This is a genomic window from Methanofervidicoccus sp. A16, from assembly GCF_003351865.1.
Taxonomy (GTDB): Archaea; AGJL01; Methanococci; order Methanococcales; family Methanococcaceae; genus Methanofervidicoccus.
Map to the genome: position 1 here is coordinate 1,299,902 of NZ_CP022242.1, position 19,796 is coordinate 1,319,697.

Genomic DNA, 19,796 nt, shown 5'->3' on the forward strand with positions numbered 1-19,796 from the left:
TAAAAAGAAGATATTAAAATCAAAATAAGGGATAATCTCCTAAGATTGTCCTAAGATACTATGGAAGTGGAGCAGATCCTTCTTAACAGGTTGCTATTATTAATTTTATTAAAGATATTATATTTTAATTATAACCTTAGTTCCCACCAAGTAGTGATTAAAAGAACAATGAAAATAATCAATATAAAAAATATCTTAGGATTTTTCTAATCACTTAGATAAGATAGGAGATCTTACTCTGATATCCACTACACTAGAAGGTGTACAGAGGACCATTCCCCTCCAATCTTCTTTTAAAAATGTTATATTTGAGAGATAGAAAGTTCTTATTTTAAACCTTTTTCTTTATTTTTTATTTTTATTTTTATAATTATTTTTATTATTCTTTAAACTATTCTTATGATGGGAACTAGGGTATATTAAAATAATAAAGATTAAAGGTCTTATAAAAGGATAACAGGTTATAAAGGAAGTTAAGTAGTGTAATTAGAGGTGCGTAGGTATATCTTAACGGTGATAAAATTAATTATAATGGTAATGAAGTAAAAAATGGGAATTGTGAGAGGAAGTATATTATAAGAGCTACTTTCAAAAGAATAAATATAATTTTTTTTAGAAAATATGTAATTCGTCTGAGTAGATAGGGAGATTCTCTTCTTATTTTACTACTGTTGATATATTATTTTTTATTAAGGTTTTTATTAATTTACTATTCTTTTAATCACTATTTGGTGGGAATTAGAACCTAATTTAAATTATTACTTTCGAAATTAAGATTTATAAACCCTCCTTGCCAGTAGTGCAGCGAAAGATGCTGCACCGAAACCGTTGTCTATATTTACCACTACCAAACCTGGAACACAGGATGTTAGCATAGAGTACAGTGCAGCTTTACCATCCTTTCCAACTCCATACCCTACTGACGCAGGGACGCCGATTACAGGGATGTCTACTAAACTGGCTACTACAGAGGGTAGGGCTCCCTCCATACCTGCAACCACTACTATACAACATACATCCTCTTCGATAATTCTCTTTAAGGGCTGGAATAGTCTATGGATGCCTGCTATACCTACGTCGTAGAAGTGTATAACTTCACAACCTAAGAACTCTCCTGTAACTCTCACTTCCTCTGCTATGGGAATATCACTTGTACCTGCAGCTAGGAGACCTATTTTTCCATAAATTTTCTGTTTATAACCTCTCTTTTTAAGTACTATAGTACAGGCTTTATAATTTATAATAAATTCGTAGTCCTGTATATTTAAATTTTTAATAATATCTTCCCTTTCCCTCTCAAGTTTTAGAATATGTTCTTTTCTAACCTTTGTTGCAAGTGCTATGCCATTCTTCTCTGCAGATCTCTTTAACGCCAAGATTATATCATTAAAATCTTTATTTTTGGCGTATACTACTTCTGGAATACCTGATCTTAACTCCCTGGAGATGTCTAATTTTATTCTATCTTCAATCTCTTCAATATGATAGATCTTCAAAAGAGTTTCAGCCTCCTCAACTGAGATCCTCTTCTCCGATAGATCTTTTAAAATATCTCTTAACTTTTTTTTCATATTATCCCTTGAAATCTAATAAGAAAAATTTTTATATTGAAATTATATTAATTAAAATAATAAAGATTAAAGGTCTTATAAAAGGATGGCGGATTATAAAGGAAGTTAAGACTGTACTTTGGGATGTATAGATATATACCAACGGTGATAAAATTAATTATAATGGTAATGAAGTAAATTTTATATAACAATTCTAACCAAATAAAATAAAATTAGAGACAATATATTGGAAAATTAGCATGGGAATTGGGATTTTTAGATATTGGAGTTAAGTAATTAAGTAAAAACAATATAATCTAGTTTATAAGGTGTCTTCTATGACAAACTCTATGACAAAACGAGACATGATTTTTATAAATCCCACCATTATAAGATCATTAAATAAAAGTAAGTTGAGAAAGAAAATATTGTTTTTCTTATATAAGATATATCCCCAAGGGGTTTATCTCTCTGAACTGTCAAGATGGGTGAAATCAGATCCAAGTAATGTACTTGGATGTTTAAAGGGAATGGGTACAAGGTACAACGGTCATTACTCTTTAATCGAATTAGGTTTAGTAAAATGTATTGATGAAAATGGTATGAAGATCTATACCATCACCGACTATGGAAGAAACGTCGTAGAGTATTTAAAGGATTATGATCAAATAAGTAAATGGTGAGGGTCATGAATATCGATTTCAATCATGATGTTCAGAGGATATTTGGTAAAAGTAATTACGAGTACCAGTATCAGACAGACGATATAAATAAACTTATCGAATCCATGGACTTTACAATAAGGTATCTAAGTAACGAACTTTTAGTTGCATTCTTTAGACAGGGAATGGATTTTGGAATATATGGAGTAATTAGTAAGTACAGGCCAAAAATAGAGGAGGTAAATGCCCTGTTGGGATATCCCAACAGCGATTTCCTTTACAACTATATTAAAACAGCCATTAGTTTGGAGATAGTGTATCAAAATGATGACGGCACCTTAGAGTTAAACATGGACAAAGAGATAACTATAAGACATCCAGAGTACGATAAATTTATGGAGGATTACTCTATAAACTACGACTATATGACTAAACTCACAAAGTACGCCCTTATAAGATACAACCATCCTAAGATATGGCTGAACTTTATAGAGGATGCAGATATGTGGGATATTATATTAAACACCTCCTATATGAGATCATGTAGGAATGTGGTGGCTAACTACTTAAATTTAGGTAGTGGGGACCATGTATTGGATGTAGGTTGTGGATCTAGATCTCCTGAGTTTTACGTCTCCAAGATATGTCCAAAGGGGAAGTATACAGGTATAGATATATCAAAGAACCTGTTAAAAATAGCTGAAATTAGAACTAAAAGATGGAACTTTGGAAATGTTGTACTGAAACCTATGGATTTCCACGATGCAATAATTAAAAATAAATACGACTACGTTATCTGTACCTATACCTTAAAGTACGTCTCCTCACCTAAGATATTCCTTAAAAAGATGATGGATGCTCTCTGTCCAGGAGGTAAGTTATTCATTGCAGAGGAGTTCTTCACAGATTTAGCTAAGGACGTTAATGTAGAACTCTTTGAATTCTACAATAGGTTGAACAAGTTCTTTAAGAGATATCTCTCAAAACAGGAGATCTTAGACACCTTGGAGATGATGGGATACGATTTCAAATATGAGGTCTTAGGTAGCGGTATGTTGGTTATTGAGAAGGTATAATTTTAAAATTTTTATATGAATTTAGGTTTTTTACCGAGGATCAGGATTCTAACTATTTATATACCGAAGGAAATGTTTCTAAAAAGATTAAATAAGGATTTTATGTTTATAAGTTAGACTTTTGAACTAATATAACTATAAAAAAATAAAACAAATCTCAAAACATTTAGATAGAGAATAACAATACAGAATTGAAAAAATAAAAATAATTTTTTATTTTCTAGACTTACCTTAGTACTGAAGAAGTAAGCGGAGTTTTGTTATTTTCTTCTTAGAAGTTTTTACCTTTTTATTTTAATATTTTTTATTTTTATTTTTTATCCTATAATTTTTAAAATACCTAATATAAAATAAACCTTTAAAAATCTTATAAAAAATTAATAATATTGATAATATAACTAGAATAATAAAAATTGTAAAAGATTAAGAAATAAAGGAAACTTACATCTTTGATAATATCTTATAATAATAACCTTCTATTAAGGGAGAAATTCTTTTTTTGCCAATTATAGTTTAAATTACCTCAGAGCTCATACGGATCATCATAAATCAGTATAGGATTCTCATCATAGGTAGATATAAGTACCTAAATATTTTACAACTCTTCTACTACTTATATCTATCTACTACAGATTTAAAGGCATCCTCAGGAGTTTTTCTCTCAATACCTAAATACTTAGCCACCAGTAGACCGTACCTTATATATTCCTCCTCAACTGGAAGATCTCCCATAAAGACTCCCGGACACTTTTCTAAAAACCAACTGTCGTAGGTTAACACCAACTGACCATCTATCTCCTGGATGGAATAGGGGCGAAGTCTACAGATTAGAGGTCTCACTGGGTATATAGAACATCTATTGCCCTTTAAGAATATACATCTATTTTTTATTCCCTTTAACTCTCCTATAGTGCCGTTGAAGTAATTTACATATTTCTTTACAAATTCTTTGAAGGGAATTTTTAAGTATCCACATATATTTCCAATATCTTTCTTTGTTATGGTAGGAGGATCGCAACATCTTCCACATCTTCTACATGCCCATGAGATATTTTTTGTATCTATTTTAATATCTCCCATGGTTTTCACATGATATTTTTTATAATCTATTTTGTCGGTCTATTGAAAATAAATATAGTTGAAAAAATTGAGATTAAAAGTTTTTTATTTTTAATTCATTGTCCTATTAATTTTTTAAACGCTTATAATAAATCCTAAAACTCTTATAATAGGGTTAATATTATACTAATTAATAACGATTCTAATAACGATTAAAGTAAAAAATTAGTAAAAATTAATAAATAAAGGGAAAAACTTAACATCTTTTATAACACTGTAGTAATAACTTCTTTAAGGGAAGAGTTCCTTTTTAATACTTATTATTAAGTTAAGAACAATTTACACTGTTTTTTATAGAATACCATTTTTTATTTTTCTGATTTTTTAATAATTTTTATAATAAAAATTTAATTTATGATTAAGAAAGATTTCTTAGATAACTATACGTCTTTCAAGTTCCCTATATTTCTTGAGATATTCTTCCCCTAACTTTTCAATATTGTAGTTACTTCTCTCCAAAAGTCTTTTTATATACAGGTATAGATAGGTTATTTCTTCATCCTTCAATACTTCGTAGTATTCCAATAACTTCTTCAATACCGTACTTACAATATTTTCATCTAATAGTACAGATTCACACATTAGGAGTATAATATCTAATGTACTTTTAATAAGGTCCCAAGGTTGCTTCTTTATATCTCCAGAGAATATTGCATTTACTATAAGCGCTACATTGTCCATATTTTGACATATTATATTATGGGGGGATGTTATAGTATGGATGCCTATCATATCCATATACTTAGATAGTATCTCCTCTTTTGAAATTTTCCCTTCTTCGAGCATTTTACGGATCTCTCCACAGAGTCTTTTACAGTGTTCTACTCTATCTTTTATAATCTCTCTTATTGCCCTCAAAATATCTAATTTGAAGTACATTGGTATATCTTCATATAACATATGTAGTAAATGCCTCAACGGTTTCTTATTGCCCCACTCTCCTTTGTAGTACTCTATAATGTTCCTCTCCAACCATCCTTCCTCTACTGATGCTAACTCCTCCAATAATATTATAACCCTCTTAAATAGTAGGTGGTTATTATCTGAGCAGAGGTTATAGAGTATCCTGAATAGATCTTTATTGCCTAGCAACATATTTAACAATCTTTCATTTTCCTGAATTTCGCTTATAAGGTAGTCTATAATTTTAATTTTTACTGTGACTTTATCTTCATTCTCTAATATATCCATGGCTTTATTTAGGAAATCCTCAAGATTAAGATGATCTGGAATTATTAATTTCCCTTCAGTTGGTAGATATTGTATAATAAGATAGATATCTTTCCAATCCATATTCTCTAATTTTTTGTATTTGATCTCCACTATAGACTTTTTTTCCATATACTCTTTTAACTCTAATTCTTCCTTAACGATGGCCTTACTTTCGTCATCTTCTATGTTAGATAGAATTTTCAATGCCATTTCAGCATTTTTTCCACAGATATGCTCATATATTGCTATCTCTTTTACTTTATTTATTAAATTATAACTTATATGGAACTTTTCTTTAATCATTGCCAGTAATCTTTTAAGTTTATAATATCTAACAACAATTATAGGTTCCATTATATTTAAGAATAATTTTTCCTCTAAATAATAGGGAATAGTAGAATGCTTATCTCTTATTTTCTTTATAATCTCATCTGCCTCTTTAAATCCCATATGTTTTAGTAAAATAAGTTCATACAGTATATAGAATATTTCTCTATGGATTTCCATATGAGATATCATATCTAGATACTCCCCTATAGCACTATATTTTTTATTTTTAATAGACCCCCTCAGTTTTAATTTAATGGCCACTGCTATTGCCTTTCTTAATTCCTTATGATCCCAATACTTTCTAAACAACTCTTTTCGCTCCTCTTCGGAAATATTATGATAATTTTTGAAATACTTAATTGAGGGGTATTTTTCAACTATACCGCTTTCCTCTAGTATATTTAAATATGCCTCTCTTAATACCTCATGTCTATCATTTAAATATTTTGTAATCATCTCGTAAGCGACTTCCCTACATATATTTTCATTATCAAAGAGATGGGGAGACTTCTCTAAAACTGTTTTCCAGAATAGTACATACTCCAACCTACCTTGAGAAAACCTATCATCGAATAGGATGAGAGTGTCTATTATTAGATCTTCTGGAATGGAGGTATTTAATTGAGCGACGATTCTTAATATCCAGGCTCCTAAACTTCTAACTATAAAATAATTATCACGTATTAGATATTTTATAGTATCTAAAACGTTAGTACTGTATTCAGGTTTTATATGGAGCAAATTACCTAGATATTTTCCAGAGTAGAACCTATCTAACCATCCTCCTATCCATACAGATCTCCTTACAGAAGTAATTATATCAAGCATCAAGTATCTATAGTCATCAATTCCTAGAGAAGATATTTCTTTTATTGTATCTGTATCAAAGTAAGGGGAACTTTTAGTTGAAGGGCACTTTTTATTTAACTTTAACAGTACACATACTCCGTTGTAGTAACATAGATATCCTTCATTCATGATACTTTCTATATCAACCTTATCAATTATTTCTTCTATTTTTTCTAAGATATACTGAAAACCGCTCCATTTTACAAGATTACATAAAGCCTCAAGAGAAGTTCCTTTGAGAAGATAGTTGCTCTCGGTGGCTAAAACATCCTCTATTATTTTGAAGAACTCATCAATATCCCTTTTACTTAGATGTTGGTAGACATTTTCTACAGTTACGATCTTGGAAAAGAGCAATATTGCAGAGAGCTTAATCATAAAATTGTCGTTCTTTATCTGTTGTAAGACCTCCTCTAGTAGCATCTTACTAAGGTTTTTATTTTCATCTAGTAGTTCCTTAAGGGGCTTGAAATGAGTGTAGAACAGCATTAAAATTATTTTTACGACCGGAGTTTTAAACTGTGTCAAATCGTAAATTAAATCATCTATTTCTTCCTTTGTTAACTGCTTTTTAAAGTACTTATAAAGAATATACTCAACAGTCCCTCTTTTAAATTGTGGTTTTTCTTTTTTATATTCAAGATATACATATACCCTATAAACGTATACAAATTTTGATACTATATGCTCTTTTTCTGTATTTGCAAACTCTTCTAATATCTCAATGGCAAGTAACTGTATAAGTTTATACCTGTGTCCAGTGGCTATGGCTATTATTTCAGGTAGTGTATTTGTAATATATTCGGGGTTTATCGTAGAGATTAGTCCCATACTAAATAGAGCATACATTACTTTAATAGGCTCTGAAGAGTATAACTTCAGTGATAGAGAGAGAACATATCTTGATACTATTTCTATGTCTAAAGATGAGATAATTCTTCTAGCCATTTCCGAGAGTATTGCAATAGGGGTGTTGGCCCAAAGATATAACAGGACAAAGATATCTTCATTTATAATATTATATTCTAATACTATCCTCTTTATAGAGTGGGCTAGATTTATTCTAATAAATCTATTTGTATCTAAGGCCAACTCCATAATATATGGAGTTAATCTGTTAATTTCCTCCTGATCGTTAATATACCCCAATATCCTAGCAGCTTCAGATCGTTTTTTCCAATCTTGTTGATAGTATTCCAAGAACAATTTTGAGAGTTCTTTTGAAGACATCTGTTCATACATATAAATCCCTATATATAGATCAATTTAAGTAACAAATACATAGAACAACAATGTTAAAATGATAAATATAAATTTTTTGTGTAGGTAAATAAGTATAATACTCATTATAAAAATTATTCAAAAATTATATAACATTTGTGGTGATATATTGACAAAAATAATCGCTGTAAGTGGAAAGGGAGGCACTGGAAAAACTATGTTTTCAACCCTTCTTGTAAAGGCACTGTCTAAAAGGAATAAAAATCTACTTGTTATAGATGCAGATCCAGATTCGAACCTGCCAGAAACCCTTGGTGTAGAGGTGGAGAAAACTATAGGTGATATAAGGGAGGAATTGAAGAGGTTGATAGAGGAGAATAAGTTACCTCCAGGGATATCTAAACAGGAGTACCTTATGGGAAAGATATACGAGATAATAGTGGAGACTGATAACTACGATCTATTGGTGATGGGAAGGCCCGAAGGTAGTGGTTGTTATTGTAGTGTAAATAACTGGTTAAGGCAGATAATAGATAACCTATCAACGTCTTACGACTACGTAGTGATAGACACTGAGGCTGGACTGGAACATCTAAGTAGGAGGACTACCCAGAACGTAGATACTATGATAGTAGTGACTGATGCATCGAAAAGGGGACTTGGAACTGCAAAGAGGATAAAGAAGTTGGCAGAGGAGTTAGATATTAAGTTTAAAAATATCTATGTAGTGGCTAACAAGGTAGATGAGAAAAGTGCTGAAATGGTGGAGAAATATGCCAAAGAATTGGGACTTAAGTTAATTGGAAAGTTGCCCTACAGTGAAGAAATTGCTAAGTACGATCTCCTAGGGATACCTCTATTTAACATAGATGAGAATAACGAGGTTTATAGGGAAGTGGAAAAAATAGTAGATAAGTATATTGTATCTTAAAGAGGTTGTTAAAAAAAAAAGATGGTAAAATAATGTCTATATTTTTATTCTATTTTTAATAATAAAATACATTATATTAATAATAATTTATAAAAACAATTATAATAATTTTTATATTTATTTAATTAAATTTCTAGGTTAAATTTTTAAAGTATTAAAAACTAAAAAAATAAGAATTAAATTAGTTTAATTATAATTACAAAAATTTATAAAACAGTAAAAAATAAAGTAAATAAAGGTACCTTAAATACTCTAGAAAATAGAAAAATGAGTCATAACTCTAAAAATAATTAACCCACTGTTAAATATAAAAAACGTATTTATAACTATTTTTTATTATAAATTAATTTTAACTGTTCTTTAACAAAAAAGATTAAAAAATAAAGAATTTATCTAAATTATTCCTTCTTACCGTACTTCTCCAATACCTTCAAGGCATGAGGTAGTATATCTGAGAGAGGTCCAAAGCACATACTGTCTGCTGTACCAGTTAGAGCCTTAGGATCTAATCTCTTCTCCATGTTGTTTATACCTTCTTCTCTCATTAACTCCAGTATAACACTGATAGCCTCATCTGCCATAGTCTGGGCAAAGTCTGCAGGTGCTCCAAGTATCTTTGTAACAGCGTCTCTGTATGCCAACAATACTGCGTAGACTGTAGCGGTAACTGCAGATCCCATATCACATACTGGACTTATAAGGTTTGCAGGTAGTCTGTAGGCGTTACCTCTTGCCATCTTTGCTATGTTGTATAGTTTCTCCAATGCCTCTTCAGAGGCAAATCCTTCTGCCAGGAATACCTGTCCCTTCATCTCAGGTACTGCACCTGGATGGTAAGATATAATATTTAGATCCTCTCTTCCTAAGTCCTTAAATATCTGGGCAAATTTTGGAGTTGATATTGTACAGGCGTGTGTTACTATGGCACCTTCCTTTATTGCATCTGCGAACTTTTTAATTATACCTGGCTGACTCTTACCCTTTGGTAGCCAGGTTATTACAATATCAGCATCACTTACAGCCTCCCTGTCATCGGAGGTTGTTTTCAATCCTACATCCTCTGGATGTACCAGGTGGATACATGCCTTAGGTGGTTTTGGAAGTTCCTTAGCTTTTTCCATTACCTTTTTTCTAATAGCAGGCATTACCTTTTCAGGATCTCCAGATAGGTGTGCCTCTATAACCTCCTGTGGATCGAACTCATCTATTACAACGAGTCCTGGTTCCTCTGAGAAACAAGGATCGGAGAGTACAACCTCATCTACATCTGGGACAAGGTGTAGTAATTCTGCTCCGTAGGTAACAGAGGAGTGGGTTAATGCAATCTCTGGTTTATTTACCTTATTTGCTACCTCTACAGCCCTTGCAAAGTTTGTAATTCCTGAGGCAGCGTGGGTTCTATAACACCCTGCTCCTAATATGGCGATTTTCATACCATCACCTTATTTTTTGTTAATCGTTATTATTATCTATAACGATATATTATAAAAAGTTGTCGTTTTGAAATTATTGAAATACCTATTAACCAACTTAGGATATGATATTTAATAAGTTAATAATGAAAAGTTATTTTTCCTCTATTTATATATTTAAATATACGAATATAATCCTTACAAAAAATGGAGCCAGGGGAGGGATTTGAACCCTCCTAAAGCGGATCTGCAGTCCGCCGCCTCGCCAGACTAGACTACCCTGGCTCAATATCCGTTCTGAGAATATCCACTATGGTAATAATCATATCTAATATATAAACTTTTCGGTTATAAAACATACTAAGAAAGTGAAATAAAAAACAATAAATATGTCTAATTCTAAAATTATTGTAAAAATTATTGAAGAGATAGGTATGACAGAGTATGATTTTAAAATAGAGTACAGTCCAGCCTACTCCCTACTGAAGATAAACCTTAAAGATCAGAGTATAATAGGGGAAACTGGTGCCATGGTTTATATGTCCAAGGGTATCCAGGTGGATACGGATATAAAGGGAGGTTTAATAGGGGCATTAAAGAGGATGGTGGTGGGGGAGAATCTCTTTTTAAATAAATTCTATGGAACTGGTACCTTGGCCTTGGCTCCAAAATATGTAGGGGATATTACCCACTACAGGTTAGATGGGACTCTCTACGTCCAAAGTGGTGCCTATTTAGCATCTTCACCAGATGTAGAGATAGATACTAAACTTGGCGACTTAAAGATGATATTTGGTGGAATGGGACTTTTTCTGATGAAACTTGAAGGTAAGGGGGATGTATTCCTCTCCTCCTTTGGAGCCCTTGAAACTATCGAGTTAGAAGATGAGGAGGTTATAGTGGATAACGGAAACCTTGTAGGATTTACAGAAGGTCTTGAGTACTCCTTAAAGAAAATAGGAGGAGGTTTAAAAACTACAATCTTCAGTGGGGAGGGTAGAGTGTATGAGTTTAGAGGTACAGGTAAGATATTCATCCAAACTAGAAATATTTTAGAATTTGGAGAGTTCCTATCTGAGTATATTGTTAGGAAGGATCGTTAACAACCTTCATTAAATAACTTCTAGCAAAACAGTAATTACATTTAACTTTAAATAGTTTAATACCTTCCCCACTGTTGATATTCCCCCCATAGAAACAGCCTTCTAAGGTGGGACAGGGATATATATCCCCTATCTCGTTGACGAAGAGGAGATCTCCACTGTTTAAATAGCAGTACTTATCCTGGGAGTTTCTCCTTAAATTCTTTATATATATGGGAAGATCTTTCATCTCCTCTAGTATCTTTCTAAATTCTCCCTCCATTGGCATCAGGGAGAGATGTTCCCTTTTCTTAGGTTTCAATAGGTCGAAACTTATACTTCTTACCCCTATGGAGATAAGGTAATAGACAAGATCCAGTAGATGTGGAAGGTTTTTACTAGTTACTACAGTTGTAATTCCAAAGGGCACGTTCTTCTTCCTTAGTAGGTATATACCTTTTAAGGTATCCAAGGTAGAGGGTTTTCCATTTTTATAGGGCCTTAAAGTAGCATCTCTGGGATCTATGGTGTCTAAACTTACACCTACTTTTATATCCAACTCTTTGATCCTCTCGATAGTTCCTTCCTTCAGTAAAGTGCCGTTAGTCTGAATAGCGTAGGAAATATTTTTATCTGGATATTGATCATTGCAATAATCTACAACCTTCTCAATTAATTTAAAGTTCAAGAGAGGTTCCCCTCCAGTAAATTGGATCTTTAATCTATCATCACTCTTTAAAATGTAGTCTATGGCGTTCTTAGCAGTTTTAAATTCCATATCTTTTTTACTTGAGTTGTTTTCCCTATAACAGTATATACACCTTAGATTACAGTTGTTGGTTATCTTCAGTATTAAAAACTTCATTTTATCACAGAGAAGATGTCGAGGAACCTGTTATTTTACTTTTATTTATTTTTAATTTTTTAATAAAAATAATAAAAAATATAAAAATAATTTTTCTTAAAATTTTAAAAATAAAATGTATTTGCACTGTCAAGAGGATTTTTAATGAGAATTAAAGAAAATACTCTATAAAAAATTAAAAGAATCTATCCAATATATCTTAGATCCTCCTCTCTCTGTCTCTTGTCCTTCTCCCTAACCATGAAATGGCTCTGCTCTAACTGTTTCTCAAATCTCTTGATCCTCTCTAAGAAGGCCTCCATCTCTCTAGCCCTCTTCTCCAACTCTCCCATATCTATCTCGATGTTAAGAACCTTGGAGAGTACCTCAAGTACCTTCCTTGCAGATTTTGGATCTATGAGATAACCAGGTGTCTCTCCCATAAGACAGGCTCCTTCGATACCCATTAACTTTGAGAATGTAAGCATCAAACCTGCAGCACCTACTATACCTCCTCCATCTGCCCTAAATAGTGCACCATGTTCCTTTATCCTATCTGCAAGTTCCTTTGAAGTTGCTGCAACGTAGACCAATGGATCCTCTTTTATACGCCCTATACCAAATCCACCAAGAGTATAGGTTATCCTTGCACCATATTTAATTCCGATCTCAACTAACCTCTTAGAGAGTTGATACTGTCCTATAGGAGATAGGGCCTGAGTATTCCCAGTAACTACCACCATTGGAATAGGTTCCTTTATAATATAGATCTCATTGTTCATACTTTCTATTGTACCGTCCTCATTTACCAGTACCTGAGGAGGGAAGTCATTACAGTATATCTCCATAATCTTCTCTCCCTGGAACTCCTGTATAAGGTGTTCCGCCGCTATCCTACCAACATGCCCTATCCCTGGAAGTCCCTCTATAAGTACAGCATCTTTTAGAGGTTCAACCTTCTTTATTATCCTCTCTATAATCTCTACCATAATTACACCTTAATTTTTTTAAATAATATAATTATTATTTTATCATTATTATTTTTTATTATTATACCTTAGTTCCATCAAAGTAGTAATTAAAAGAATAGTAAAGAATAATAATTATAATAAAAATCCCAATAAATCAATTAGTAAAAATGAACTACATTTCAGGATCTTTTCTGAACACTAAGATAAAGAGAGAAATTCTGTTATAATATAAGATATCAACAGTTGTAGTTAGGAGATGTTCAGAGAATATTCTTTCCTCCAATGTTCAGGATTAAATATATCTTTATTTTTTAATAAATTTTTTAATAATTATTATTCTTATTATCATCATTATTTATTTTAAACTATTACTTGATGGACTTATTATTTATATCACTACATCCCTATCTCTACTTTCATATAACTTTAACAACTTGGCACAGATCTCCATATCTTTATCACTGATCTTCACATCCTCATGACTCCTCTTAAGTATATAGGGATATCCTCCTACAGATATATCCCTTAGATTTATAAAGAACTCCTCATCTAGTTTTTTAAGGGATGTGATATTTAGAACACCTCCTCTACTATCCAACCTTACAAACTGATAGTACAACTCATCTATATCAAGATTGAACCTCTTTAAGTAGTGTATGTTGTAGTATATGTTGTAATCCACCTCATTTTTATCTGCCAGATTGACAGGTTTAGAGTATCCAGTACCTTCAACACTTGAAAAAATACCCATATCTGGGATGGTTTTAATGATAGATGTACCATTGTTATTGTACTTTTTGAAGTATATACTCATCTTAGAGGTTTTTGACACTCCTACAAACTTATCCCAGTAGTTTTTAACTATCTCCCTCAGTAGCACTATATACTCAACCTGTTCCAATATAATCCTAAGTTTCTCATCTTCAGCATCTTTAACAGTTGTTGTAACAGGTGTTAATTTATTACTGTCTAAATCCTGATAGATCTCCTCTTTTATATCCCTTTTATAGTCCTTATAGTACTCTTCTATTATCCTGTAGTCTTCTCTTACCTCTCCATTAACCCTACCACCGTATGTATGGCTCTGTATAATGAGGGAGTAGAGGGAGCCGTCAAATAGATAGCAATCTATATCCCTGTTTTTAAGGTTCCAGAGTGCAGTTTTCAACTCCATATTGATCATGTATAGTTTAAGTCTATACTCCACATATTTGTAGGGAATAACAATTCCAGGTTCCCAGAAGGAGATAGAGTCCTCTAATCCCTCTCCTACCTTGTTAGTGTAGGAGACAGATCCCACTAAGTAGAGACATAAATCAATATAGTCTATCCTGTTGAAACTACCGTCTCCCCCTCCAAATGTATAATTCTGTCCGCTACCTTCGAAGTTGCAGTTTATCCAACAGTCATTTATTACCTGTTTTTTATAATCGATCTCCCTCTTTATCCTCTCTATCAACTTGGAAATTTCCTCCTTTTTACTGAGGATGTAAAAATACTTCAAAGAAGACACCTTATTAATTTATTAAAAAATCTAAATAAATCCTAGATACCAATCTTTTAATATTTTTATATATAGTTTTTATAATAGTTATATATAAATCTAATCTTTAAATAGATAGGTTAAATGGTGATAATATGAAGGATGGAGAAAATGAGATGGATATTATAAAGATAGCCGCAAATGAGATGTTGAAAGGTTCTAAAATGCTGGGAGAACATTGTAAATTTTGTGGTTTTCCTCTATTTCAGGATAGAAAAGGAAATAAGTACTGTGTACGTTGTAGGACATTGAAGAAAAGGGAGGAGAAAAACAAAAGGGACAAGATAGAGATCTGTAGAGAAGATAAAAGAGATATGGCACCTCCATACAGTCAAAATACTTACATAAAAATAATAGATAAAAAGATAGATTATTTATTTAAAAGATTAGAGGAGGAGTGTGACGTCGCCAGAATTATGGAGATCACCGAAGTCATTAAAGCACTTATTAAGTTAAAGTCCAAATTAGAATAGAGGTAGTACACTCCCCACAGGAGGAGCAAAGGTAGGTATCTTAAGGGATTTCCATATAGTCATAGCCAGAGATAGTGATTGATACCTCTCTCCATGTACTACAAATACCTTATTTGGAGTAGGTATCTTTTTCAGATACCTTATAAGGGAGTTGTAGTCACCATGTGCAGAGAACTCTATCTTAACCACCTCTCCCCTAACAGGTATCTCATTTTTGAAAGGCTTAATCGTTTTTGCCCCCTCCTCCAAGGCCCTCCCTAAGGTGTCCTCTGCCTGATACCCTGTTAGGATAAGTTTATTCTGAGGGTACTTCAGGAGTTTTAAGTACTGGAGTACTGGGCCCCCTTGGAGCATCCCAGAGGTGGATATTATAATACATGGACCTTCATTGAAAACATCACTGTCAGCCTTCTTTACGTATCCAAAGGGATTCTGTCCACACTCTAACATCCTCCTTATCTTTGGATTCAACCACTGGGAATAACTTAGATAAACTCCTGTAGTATGGATAATAGAGCCATCTACATATACAGGTACCTCCTCTAAGACTCCACTGTTCATATAGTGATATATAACTGCTATTATCTCCTGGGCTCTGCCTACTGCAAATACAGGTATTATTACTTTACCTTTCTTCTCTATAGTACTTGAGATCTCCTCTATAAGTTGTCTCTCCAAAGCCTTCCTAGCAGGTTTTATATCTAAAGGTGAGCCGTAGGTGGATTCTATTATAAGAGTATCTATCTCCTCTATATCTGTATCTGCAGGTTTCAACGTCCTAGTTTCTCTCTCATTTATATCTCCAGTATAGAGTAATTTCTTCCCCTCTATATCTAAGTATATAGAGGAACTTCCAAGGATATGGCCAGCGTCGTACATCTCCATTGTGATATCTTCAGTTATCCTCTTTTTCTCCTTGTAATTTACAGTTTCTATAACATCTAAGGCTCTCTTTATCTCCTTCTCACCGTAAATTTTCGAGAGTTTTGAAACATCCTTCCAGAGTATATACATGAGATCTGCAGAGGGTGTTGTACAGTATACCTTTCTGAAGTTGAAACAGGGTATAGCCCCAGAGTGGTCTAGGTGGGCATGGGATACTAATACAGCGTCTATATCTTTGGTGTCTATATTTGGTACTGCATTCTTGTTTGGATCCATACCACAATCTAAGAGTATCTTAGATTTTTTCGTATCTATCTCCATACAGGACATTCCTATTTGATGACATCCTCCGTGAAATCTAATTATCGGCATATTTTCACGTTTTTTGATTTGTAAAAGTATATATAGTAGTTCTCACAACTATTAAAATGGAGGTTCTTTATAGATTGTAGGTGTGCAAGGTTTTAAAGGCTATCAGATTGGAGGTAGTAATCTATTTTTAATCTTTTATACTTTCCTTAAAAATTTATTTTACTTTTAATTAAAATTGATTTTATAAAAATTGTAATTAAAAAAGCAAAAATAATACATTAAAAATTATCTATAAAAAAGGATCAGTAGAAAATTTCATTTATATTTTCCTAGTACTATTATAAAGGTTAGTTTTTATTATATTTATTAGAGAAAATACCCTTTTATAATATATCTTTTCCTCTTACCAACTTCTATCTTATCAGTTTTCAAATTTAGTCCTAAATTAACTATCTCTTCTTCTATTATCTTCCTCCTTTCCTTAGGTTTATGGGGCATCATCAACCCTATAATTCCCCCTCTTCTTAAATACTTTATGCCCTCTCTGAGGATCCTTAAGGAGAACTCCTCTCCGTATTTTCCTCCACCGATTAACTCCACCTCTCTGGCGTAGGCTCCTCCAAAACTCCTCTTAGATGGTACAGAATGAGGAGAATAGAATGGAGGATAGGATAGAATTATATCGAACTTTTTACCCTCAATTTCAGGTATCCCCTCAACGATCTTGCCCTTGGAGTCTATTATCCTTACTCTATTTTCTAAGTTGTTCCTTATAACGTTATCCCAGGCTAACTTTATATACTCTTTTACAACCTCTGTGGCGTAGACGTTACACCTGTAGTACTTTGCAATCATTATGGCGAGGATACCTGAACCTGTCCCGATCTCCAGTACATCTTTTATATCTCTACTGTTTTCCTCTTTAAAACTCTCACATAGGTTTTTTATAAAGAGATATCTACTGACAGGTGTTGGTATTAGGGCGTCCCTGTGGAAATCCATATCTATGTTAAATACATGTTTCAGTACAGTTTTGTTGTAGAGATAGAGGGATTCCTTACTTTTAAAATCTATCCTTATTTTTCCATTTTTGTAGTATGTGTATTTTTTTAGTTCAGGATTTAACTTTAAGGCGTCCTCTATTTTTAGTCCTAACTTCATAGGGATCCCATAATTATTAAAAATATTTTTAAGTCTAAATAACAATTATTATTATATATTATATTTTAATAATGATAGGTGATACCTTGCAGTTTGTCCACATAGCAGACAACCACCTTGGGTATAGACAGTACAACTTAGACGAAAGAGAAAAAGATATATACAGAGCATTTAAGGAGTGCATCGATAAGATAATTGAGATAAAGCCAGACTTTGTTGTACACAGTGGAGATCTATTTGAACACCCTGAGCCTTCAGTTAATGCCCTCTATACAGCGATAGAAGGTTTTAAGAAATTAATGGAACATAACATACCTATCTATATAATCCATGGAAACCATGACAAACCTAGGAGGGATTTCAAGAAATCTCCCTTTACAATACTCAAAAAAGTTTTAGGTGATCGTTTTAAGACATTCTTTCGAAAGAAGTGTCATATATTTGAAAAAGAGGGTAGGGAGGTATTTATAGGAGGCAATGATTTCACTTCGAGAAGTAATGTATCCACTCTTCATGAAACCTACAAGATGATAGAGGTGGACTCCAAGAACTACAAAGACAGGATACTCCTTTTCCATCAAAGTCTATACTCCTATTCTAATCTTCCAACCTATGAAATACAGTTGGATGATCTTCCCCAGGGATTTAAATATTACGCTGGAGGGCATATCCACCAGAGGATATTGAGAAATGTGGGGGATGGAATCCTAGCCTACAGTGGCTCCACAGAGATATATACTTACGACGAATACGAGGATTACGAGAAAAATGGAAAGGGGTTCTACCTAGTAGATATCAGTAGAGAGGACTGTGATGTAGATAGGATAGATATAAAATGTAGGGATTTTGTAGTGGAGAAGGGCATAACAGATGAAGAGTCTTTTAAGAGATTCCTTGAAAAGTTAAAATCTAAGAACGAACCTGTAGTTATCTGCTCCGTTCTTAGGGATCTATCTGAGAGGTTGGAAAGGGCACTGAAAAGTAAAAAAACTCTCTACAATAGGATAACATACTTAGATGGAATATCTGAGGAGGAGATATTGGACATTGCCCATATGGACATTGAGGAAGTATTTAGGGAATTTTTGAAGAGTAGGAATTACGATGTAAATTTTGTATATGGAATATACGACGAAGTGATAAGAGGAAGAGATCTATACAAGTACTTAGAGGATTACTTTAGATGCTTTTAAATGATAGGCAACGCTAACTCCTATATTTTCCTCTCCTTTAGAGATAAGTGGATACTCCATAAGATCCTCTGCCACTATGGTATCTACACCTTTCTCTTCTCTAAATGTCTCAACCTCCCTTAGATAGTTCTCTGTCTCCTCGTCATATCTTGCAGAGAGGTGAGTTAGTATAAGTTTTTCCACCTTTGCAATACTACCTATATTTATGGCGTCCTCTACTGTAGAGTGCATAGTTTCAATGGCATGGTCCTCTTTAGTACTGTCAAATGTAGCCTCGTGGATCAGTATTCTGCAGTCTAAAGACCTTATAAACTCTCCAAAGCCCTTGACTGGCAGAGTATCTCCACTGTATGCCACAGATATTCCTCTCTTTGGTGGAAGGAGGACATCTTCAGGATATATCTTTTTCCCATCCTTGGATATCACTGGATAACCCTCCTTCAACCTCCTCAGGTCTGGCCCCATCTTCACTCCCAACTCAATAGCCCTCTTTATGTCCAACTGTGGTTTTTTCTTCTCTTTGAATATATAACCTAATGTAGGTACTGAGTGTCTCATGGGATAGGAGTATACCTGATACTTTTCCCCATCTATGACACACTGAGGGCTATCAGTAGGGATCTCATGAATATGTATATCAAAGGTTGTATGGAAACCTAACTTCATCATACATCTCATTACTTCCTCAGTTTCAGGAGGTCCATATATATGGATAGGGGTTTTCCTCTTACCTAGTCCCATAGATTGCAGGAGACCTGATATCCCCAGTATGTGGTCCCCATGGAGGTGTGAGATGAATATATGTTTTATCTTCATAGGGGAGACATCTGTATGAACCATCTGTCTCTGAGTGCCCTCTCCACAGTCGAAGAGGAGCACATCTCCGTTGTATTTAAGTGCTATTGAGGGCTGGTTTCTCTTCTTTGTAGGTATAGAAGAACCTGTTCCTAAGAATACTATTTTCATAGTA

The 19,796-nt window shown here is 33.2% G+C and carries 16 protein-coding genes and 1 tRNA gene; 6 read left to right on the forward strand and 11 right to left on the reverse strand.

Going from position 1 to position 19,796, the window contains the following annotated elements; all coding sequences use genetic code 11:
- Positions 1-770: 770 nt before the first annotated feature.
- On the reverse strand, positions 771-1,571 hold the full coding sequence (larB, locus tag CFE53_RS05995; RefSeq protein ID WP_148120944.1) for a nickel pincer cofactor biosynthesis protein LarB: 801 nt from the start codon (positions 1,569-1,571) through the stop codon (positions 771-773).
- A 344-nt stretch (positions 1,572-1,915) separates the two neighbouring features.
- Between larB and CFE53_RS06000 the strand changes: the two genes are divergently transcribed.
- A complete protein-coding gene (locus tag CFE53_RS06000; RefSeq protein WP_148121181.1) occupies positions 1,916-2,233 on the forward strand; it encodes a helix-turn-helix domain-containing protein in 318 nt (105 codons plus the stop codon).
- Positions 2,234-2,238: 5 nt separating this feature from the next.
- Positions 2,239-3,288, forward strand: coding sequence for a methyltransferase domain-containing protein (locus CFE53_RS06005; protein ID WP_148120945.1), 1,050 nt, complete (start codon positions 2,239-2,241; stop codon positions 3,286-3,288).
- Positions 3,289-3,897: 609 nt separating this feature from the next.
- On the opposite strand, the gene CFE53_RS06010 is transcribed toward CFE53_RS06005, so the two are convergent.
- Both CFE53_RS06010 and CFE53_RS06015 read right to left on the reverse strand, forming a co-directional pair.
- Entirely contained in the window at positions 3,898-4,368 is a 471-nt protein-coding gene (locus CFE53_RS06010) for a YkgJ family cysteine cluster protein (RefSeq protein WP_148120946.1), read from the reverse strand.
- A 411-nt stretch (positions 4,369-4,779) separates the two neighbouring features.
- The gene (locus CFE53_RS06015) at positions 4,780-8,040 is read right to left on the reverse strand and encodes a hypothetical protein (protein WP_148120947.1); all 3,261 of its coding nucleotides are present in this window, start codon (positions 8,038-8,040) and stop codon (positions 4,780-4,782) included.
- Positions 8,041-8,188: 148 nt separating this feature from the next.
- On the opposite strand from CFE53_RS06015, the gene CFE53_RS06020 reads away from it, so the two are divergent.
- Positions 8,189-8,950: an AAA family ATPase gene (locus CFE53_RS06020; protein WP_148120948.1), complete on the forward strand. Its 762-nt coding sequence runs from the start codon at positions 8,189-8,191 to the stop codon at positions 8,948-8,950.
- Between the two features lie 398 nt (positions 8,951-9,348).
- Here CFE53_RS06020 and hmd read toward each other — a convergent pair whose 3' ends face one another.
- A complete protein-coding gene (gene hmd, locus CFE53_RS06025; protein WP_148120949.1) occupies positions 9,349-10,383 on the reverse strand; it encodes a 5,10-methenyltetrahydromethanopterin hydrogenase in 1,035 nt (344 codons plus the stop codon).
- A gap of 187 nt (positions 10,384-10,570) precedes the next feature.
- A tRNA-Cys gene (locus CFE53_RS06030) sits at positions 10,571-10,647 on the reverse strand.
- Between the two features lie 149 nt (positions 10,648-10,796).
- On the opposite strand from CFE53_RS06030, the gene CFE53_RS06035 reads away from it, so the two are divergent.
- On the forward strand, positions 10,797-11,465 hold the full coding sequence (locus tag CFE53_RS06035) for a TIGR00266 family protein (RefSeq protein WP_148120950.1): 669 nt from the start codon (positions 10,797-10,799) through the stop codon (positions 11,463-11,465).
- Here CFE53_RS06035 and CFE53_RS06040 read toward each other — a convergent pair.
- The 3 genes from CFE53_RS06040 to CFE53_RS06050 form a co-directional block, all read right to left on the reverse strand.
- A complete protein-coding gene (locus CFE53_RS06040) occupies positions 11,449-12,309 on the reverse strand; it encodes a radical SAM protein (protein WP_148120951.1) in 861 nt (286 codons plus the stop codon). The genes CFE53_RS06035 and CFE53_RS06040 overlap by 17 nt on opposite strands.
- 185 nt (positions 12,310-12,494) lie before the next feature.
- The gene (locus tag CFE53_RS06045) at positions 12,495-13,277 is read right to left on the reverse strand and encodes a proteasome assembly chaperone family protein (RefSeq protein WP_148120952.1); all 783 of its coding nucleotides are present in this window, start codon (positions 13,275-13,277) and stop codon (positions 12,495-12,497) included.
- Positions 13,278-13,647: 370 nt separating this feature from the next.
- A complete protein-coding gene (locus CFE53_RS06050) occupies positions 13,648-14,772 on the reverse strand; it encodes a DNA double-strand break repair nuclease NurA (RefSeq protein ID WP_253254744.1) in 1,125 nt (374 codons plus the stop codon).
- A 125-nt stretch (positions 14,773-14,897) separates the two neighbouring features.
- Between CFE53_RS06050 and CFE53_RS06055 the strand changes: the two genes are divergently transcribed.
- Entirely contained in the window at positions 14,898-15,275 is a 378-nt protein-coding gene (locus tag CFE53_RS06055; RefSeq protein WP_253254745.1) for an Sjogren's syndrome/scleroderma autoantigen 1 family protein, read from the forward strand.
- Here CFE53_RS06055 and CFE53_RS06060 read toward each other — a convergent pair.
- Both CFE53_RS06060 and CFE53_RS06065 read right to left on the reverse strand, forming a co-directional pair.
- On the reverse strand, positions 15,267-16,532 hold the full coding sequence (locus CFE53_RS06060) for an MBL fold metallo-hydrolase RNA specificity domain-containing protein (protein WP_148120954.1): 1,266 nt from the start codon (positions 16,530-16,532) through the stop codon (positions 15,267-15,269). The genes CFE53_RS06055 and CFE53_RS06060 overlap by 9 nt on opposite strands.
- A gap of 306 nt (positions 16,533-16,838) precedes the next feature.
- Positions 16,839-17,633: an RlmF-related methyltransferase gene (locus tag CFE53_RS06065; protein ID WP_148120955.1), complete on the reverse strand. Its 795-nt coding sequence runs from the start codon at positions 17,631-17,633 to the stop codon at positions 16,839-16,841.
- Positions 17,634-17,719: 86 nt separating this feature from the next.
- Here CFE53_RS06065 and CFE53_RS06070 point away from each other — a divergent pair, with 86 nt between their 5' ends.
- Entirely contained in the window at positions 17,720-18,826 is a 1,107-nt protein-coding gene (locus tag CFE53_RS06070) for a DNA repair exonuclease (RefSeq protein ID WP_148120956.1), read from the forward strand.
- On the opposite strand, the gene rnz is transcribed toward CFE53_RS06070, so the two are convergent.
- A complete protein-coding gene (gene rnz, locus CFE53_RS06075) occupies positions 18,800-19,792 on the reverse strand; it encodes a ribonuclease Z (protein ID WP_148120957.1) in 993 nt (330 codons plus the stop codon). The genes CFE53_RS06070 and rnz overlap by 27 nt on opposite strands.
- Positions 19,793-19,796 lie beyond the last annotated feature (4 nt).

Coding starts and splice junctions, on each gene's coding strand:
- larB (WP_148120944.1), bottom strand. CDS start 1,571: ATGAAAAAAAAGTTAAGAGATATTTTAAAAGATCTATCGGAGAAGAGG.
- CFE53_RS06000 (WP_148121181.1), top strand. CDS start 1,916: ATGATTTTTATAAATCCCACCATTATAAGATCATTAAATAAAAGTAAG.
- CFE53_RS06005 (WP_148120945.1), top strand. CDS start 2,239: ATGAATATCGATTTCAATCATGATGTTCAGAGGATATTTGGTAAAAGT.
- CFE53_RS06010 (WP_148120946.1), bottom strand. CDS start 4,368: ATGGGAGATATTAAAATAGATACAAAAAATATCTCATGGGCATGTAGA.
- CFE53_RS06015 (WP_148120947.1), bottom strand. CDS start 8,040: ATGTATGAACAGATGTCTTCAAAAGAACTCTCAAAATTGTTCTTGGAA.
- hmd (WP_148120949.1), bottom strand. CDS start 10,383: ATGAAAATCGCCATATTAGGAGCAGGGTGTTATAGAACCCACGCTGCC.
- CFE53_RS06035 (WP_148120950.1), top strand. CDS start 10,797: ATGACAGAGTATGATTTTAAAATAGAGTACAGTCCAGCCTACTCCCTA.
- CFE53_RS06040 (WP_148120951.1), bottom strand. CDS start 12,309: ATGAAGTTTTTAATACTGAAGATAACCAACAACTGTAATCTAAGGTGT.
- CFE53_RS06045 (WP_148120952.1), bottom strand. CDS start 13,277: ATGGTAGAGATTATAGAGAGGATAATAAAGAAGGTTGAACCTCTAAAA.
- CFE53_RS06055 (WP_253254745.1), top strand. CDS start 14,898: ATGAAGGATGGAGAAAATGAGATGGATATTATAAAGATAGCCGCAAAT.
- CFE53_RS06060 (WP_148120954.1), bottom strand. CDS start 16,532: ATGCCGATAATTAGATTTCACGGAGGATGTCATCAAATAGGAATGTCC.
- CFE53_RS06065 (WP_148120955.1), bottom strand. CDS start 17,633: ATGAAGTTAGGACTAAAAATAGAGGACGCCTTAAAGTTAAATCCTGAA.
- rnz (WP_148120957.1), bottom strand. CDS start 19,792: ATGAAAATAGTATTCTTAGGAACAGGTTCTTCTATACCTACAAAGAAG.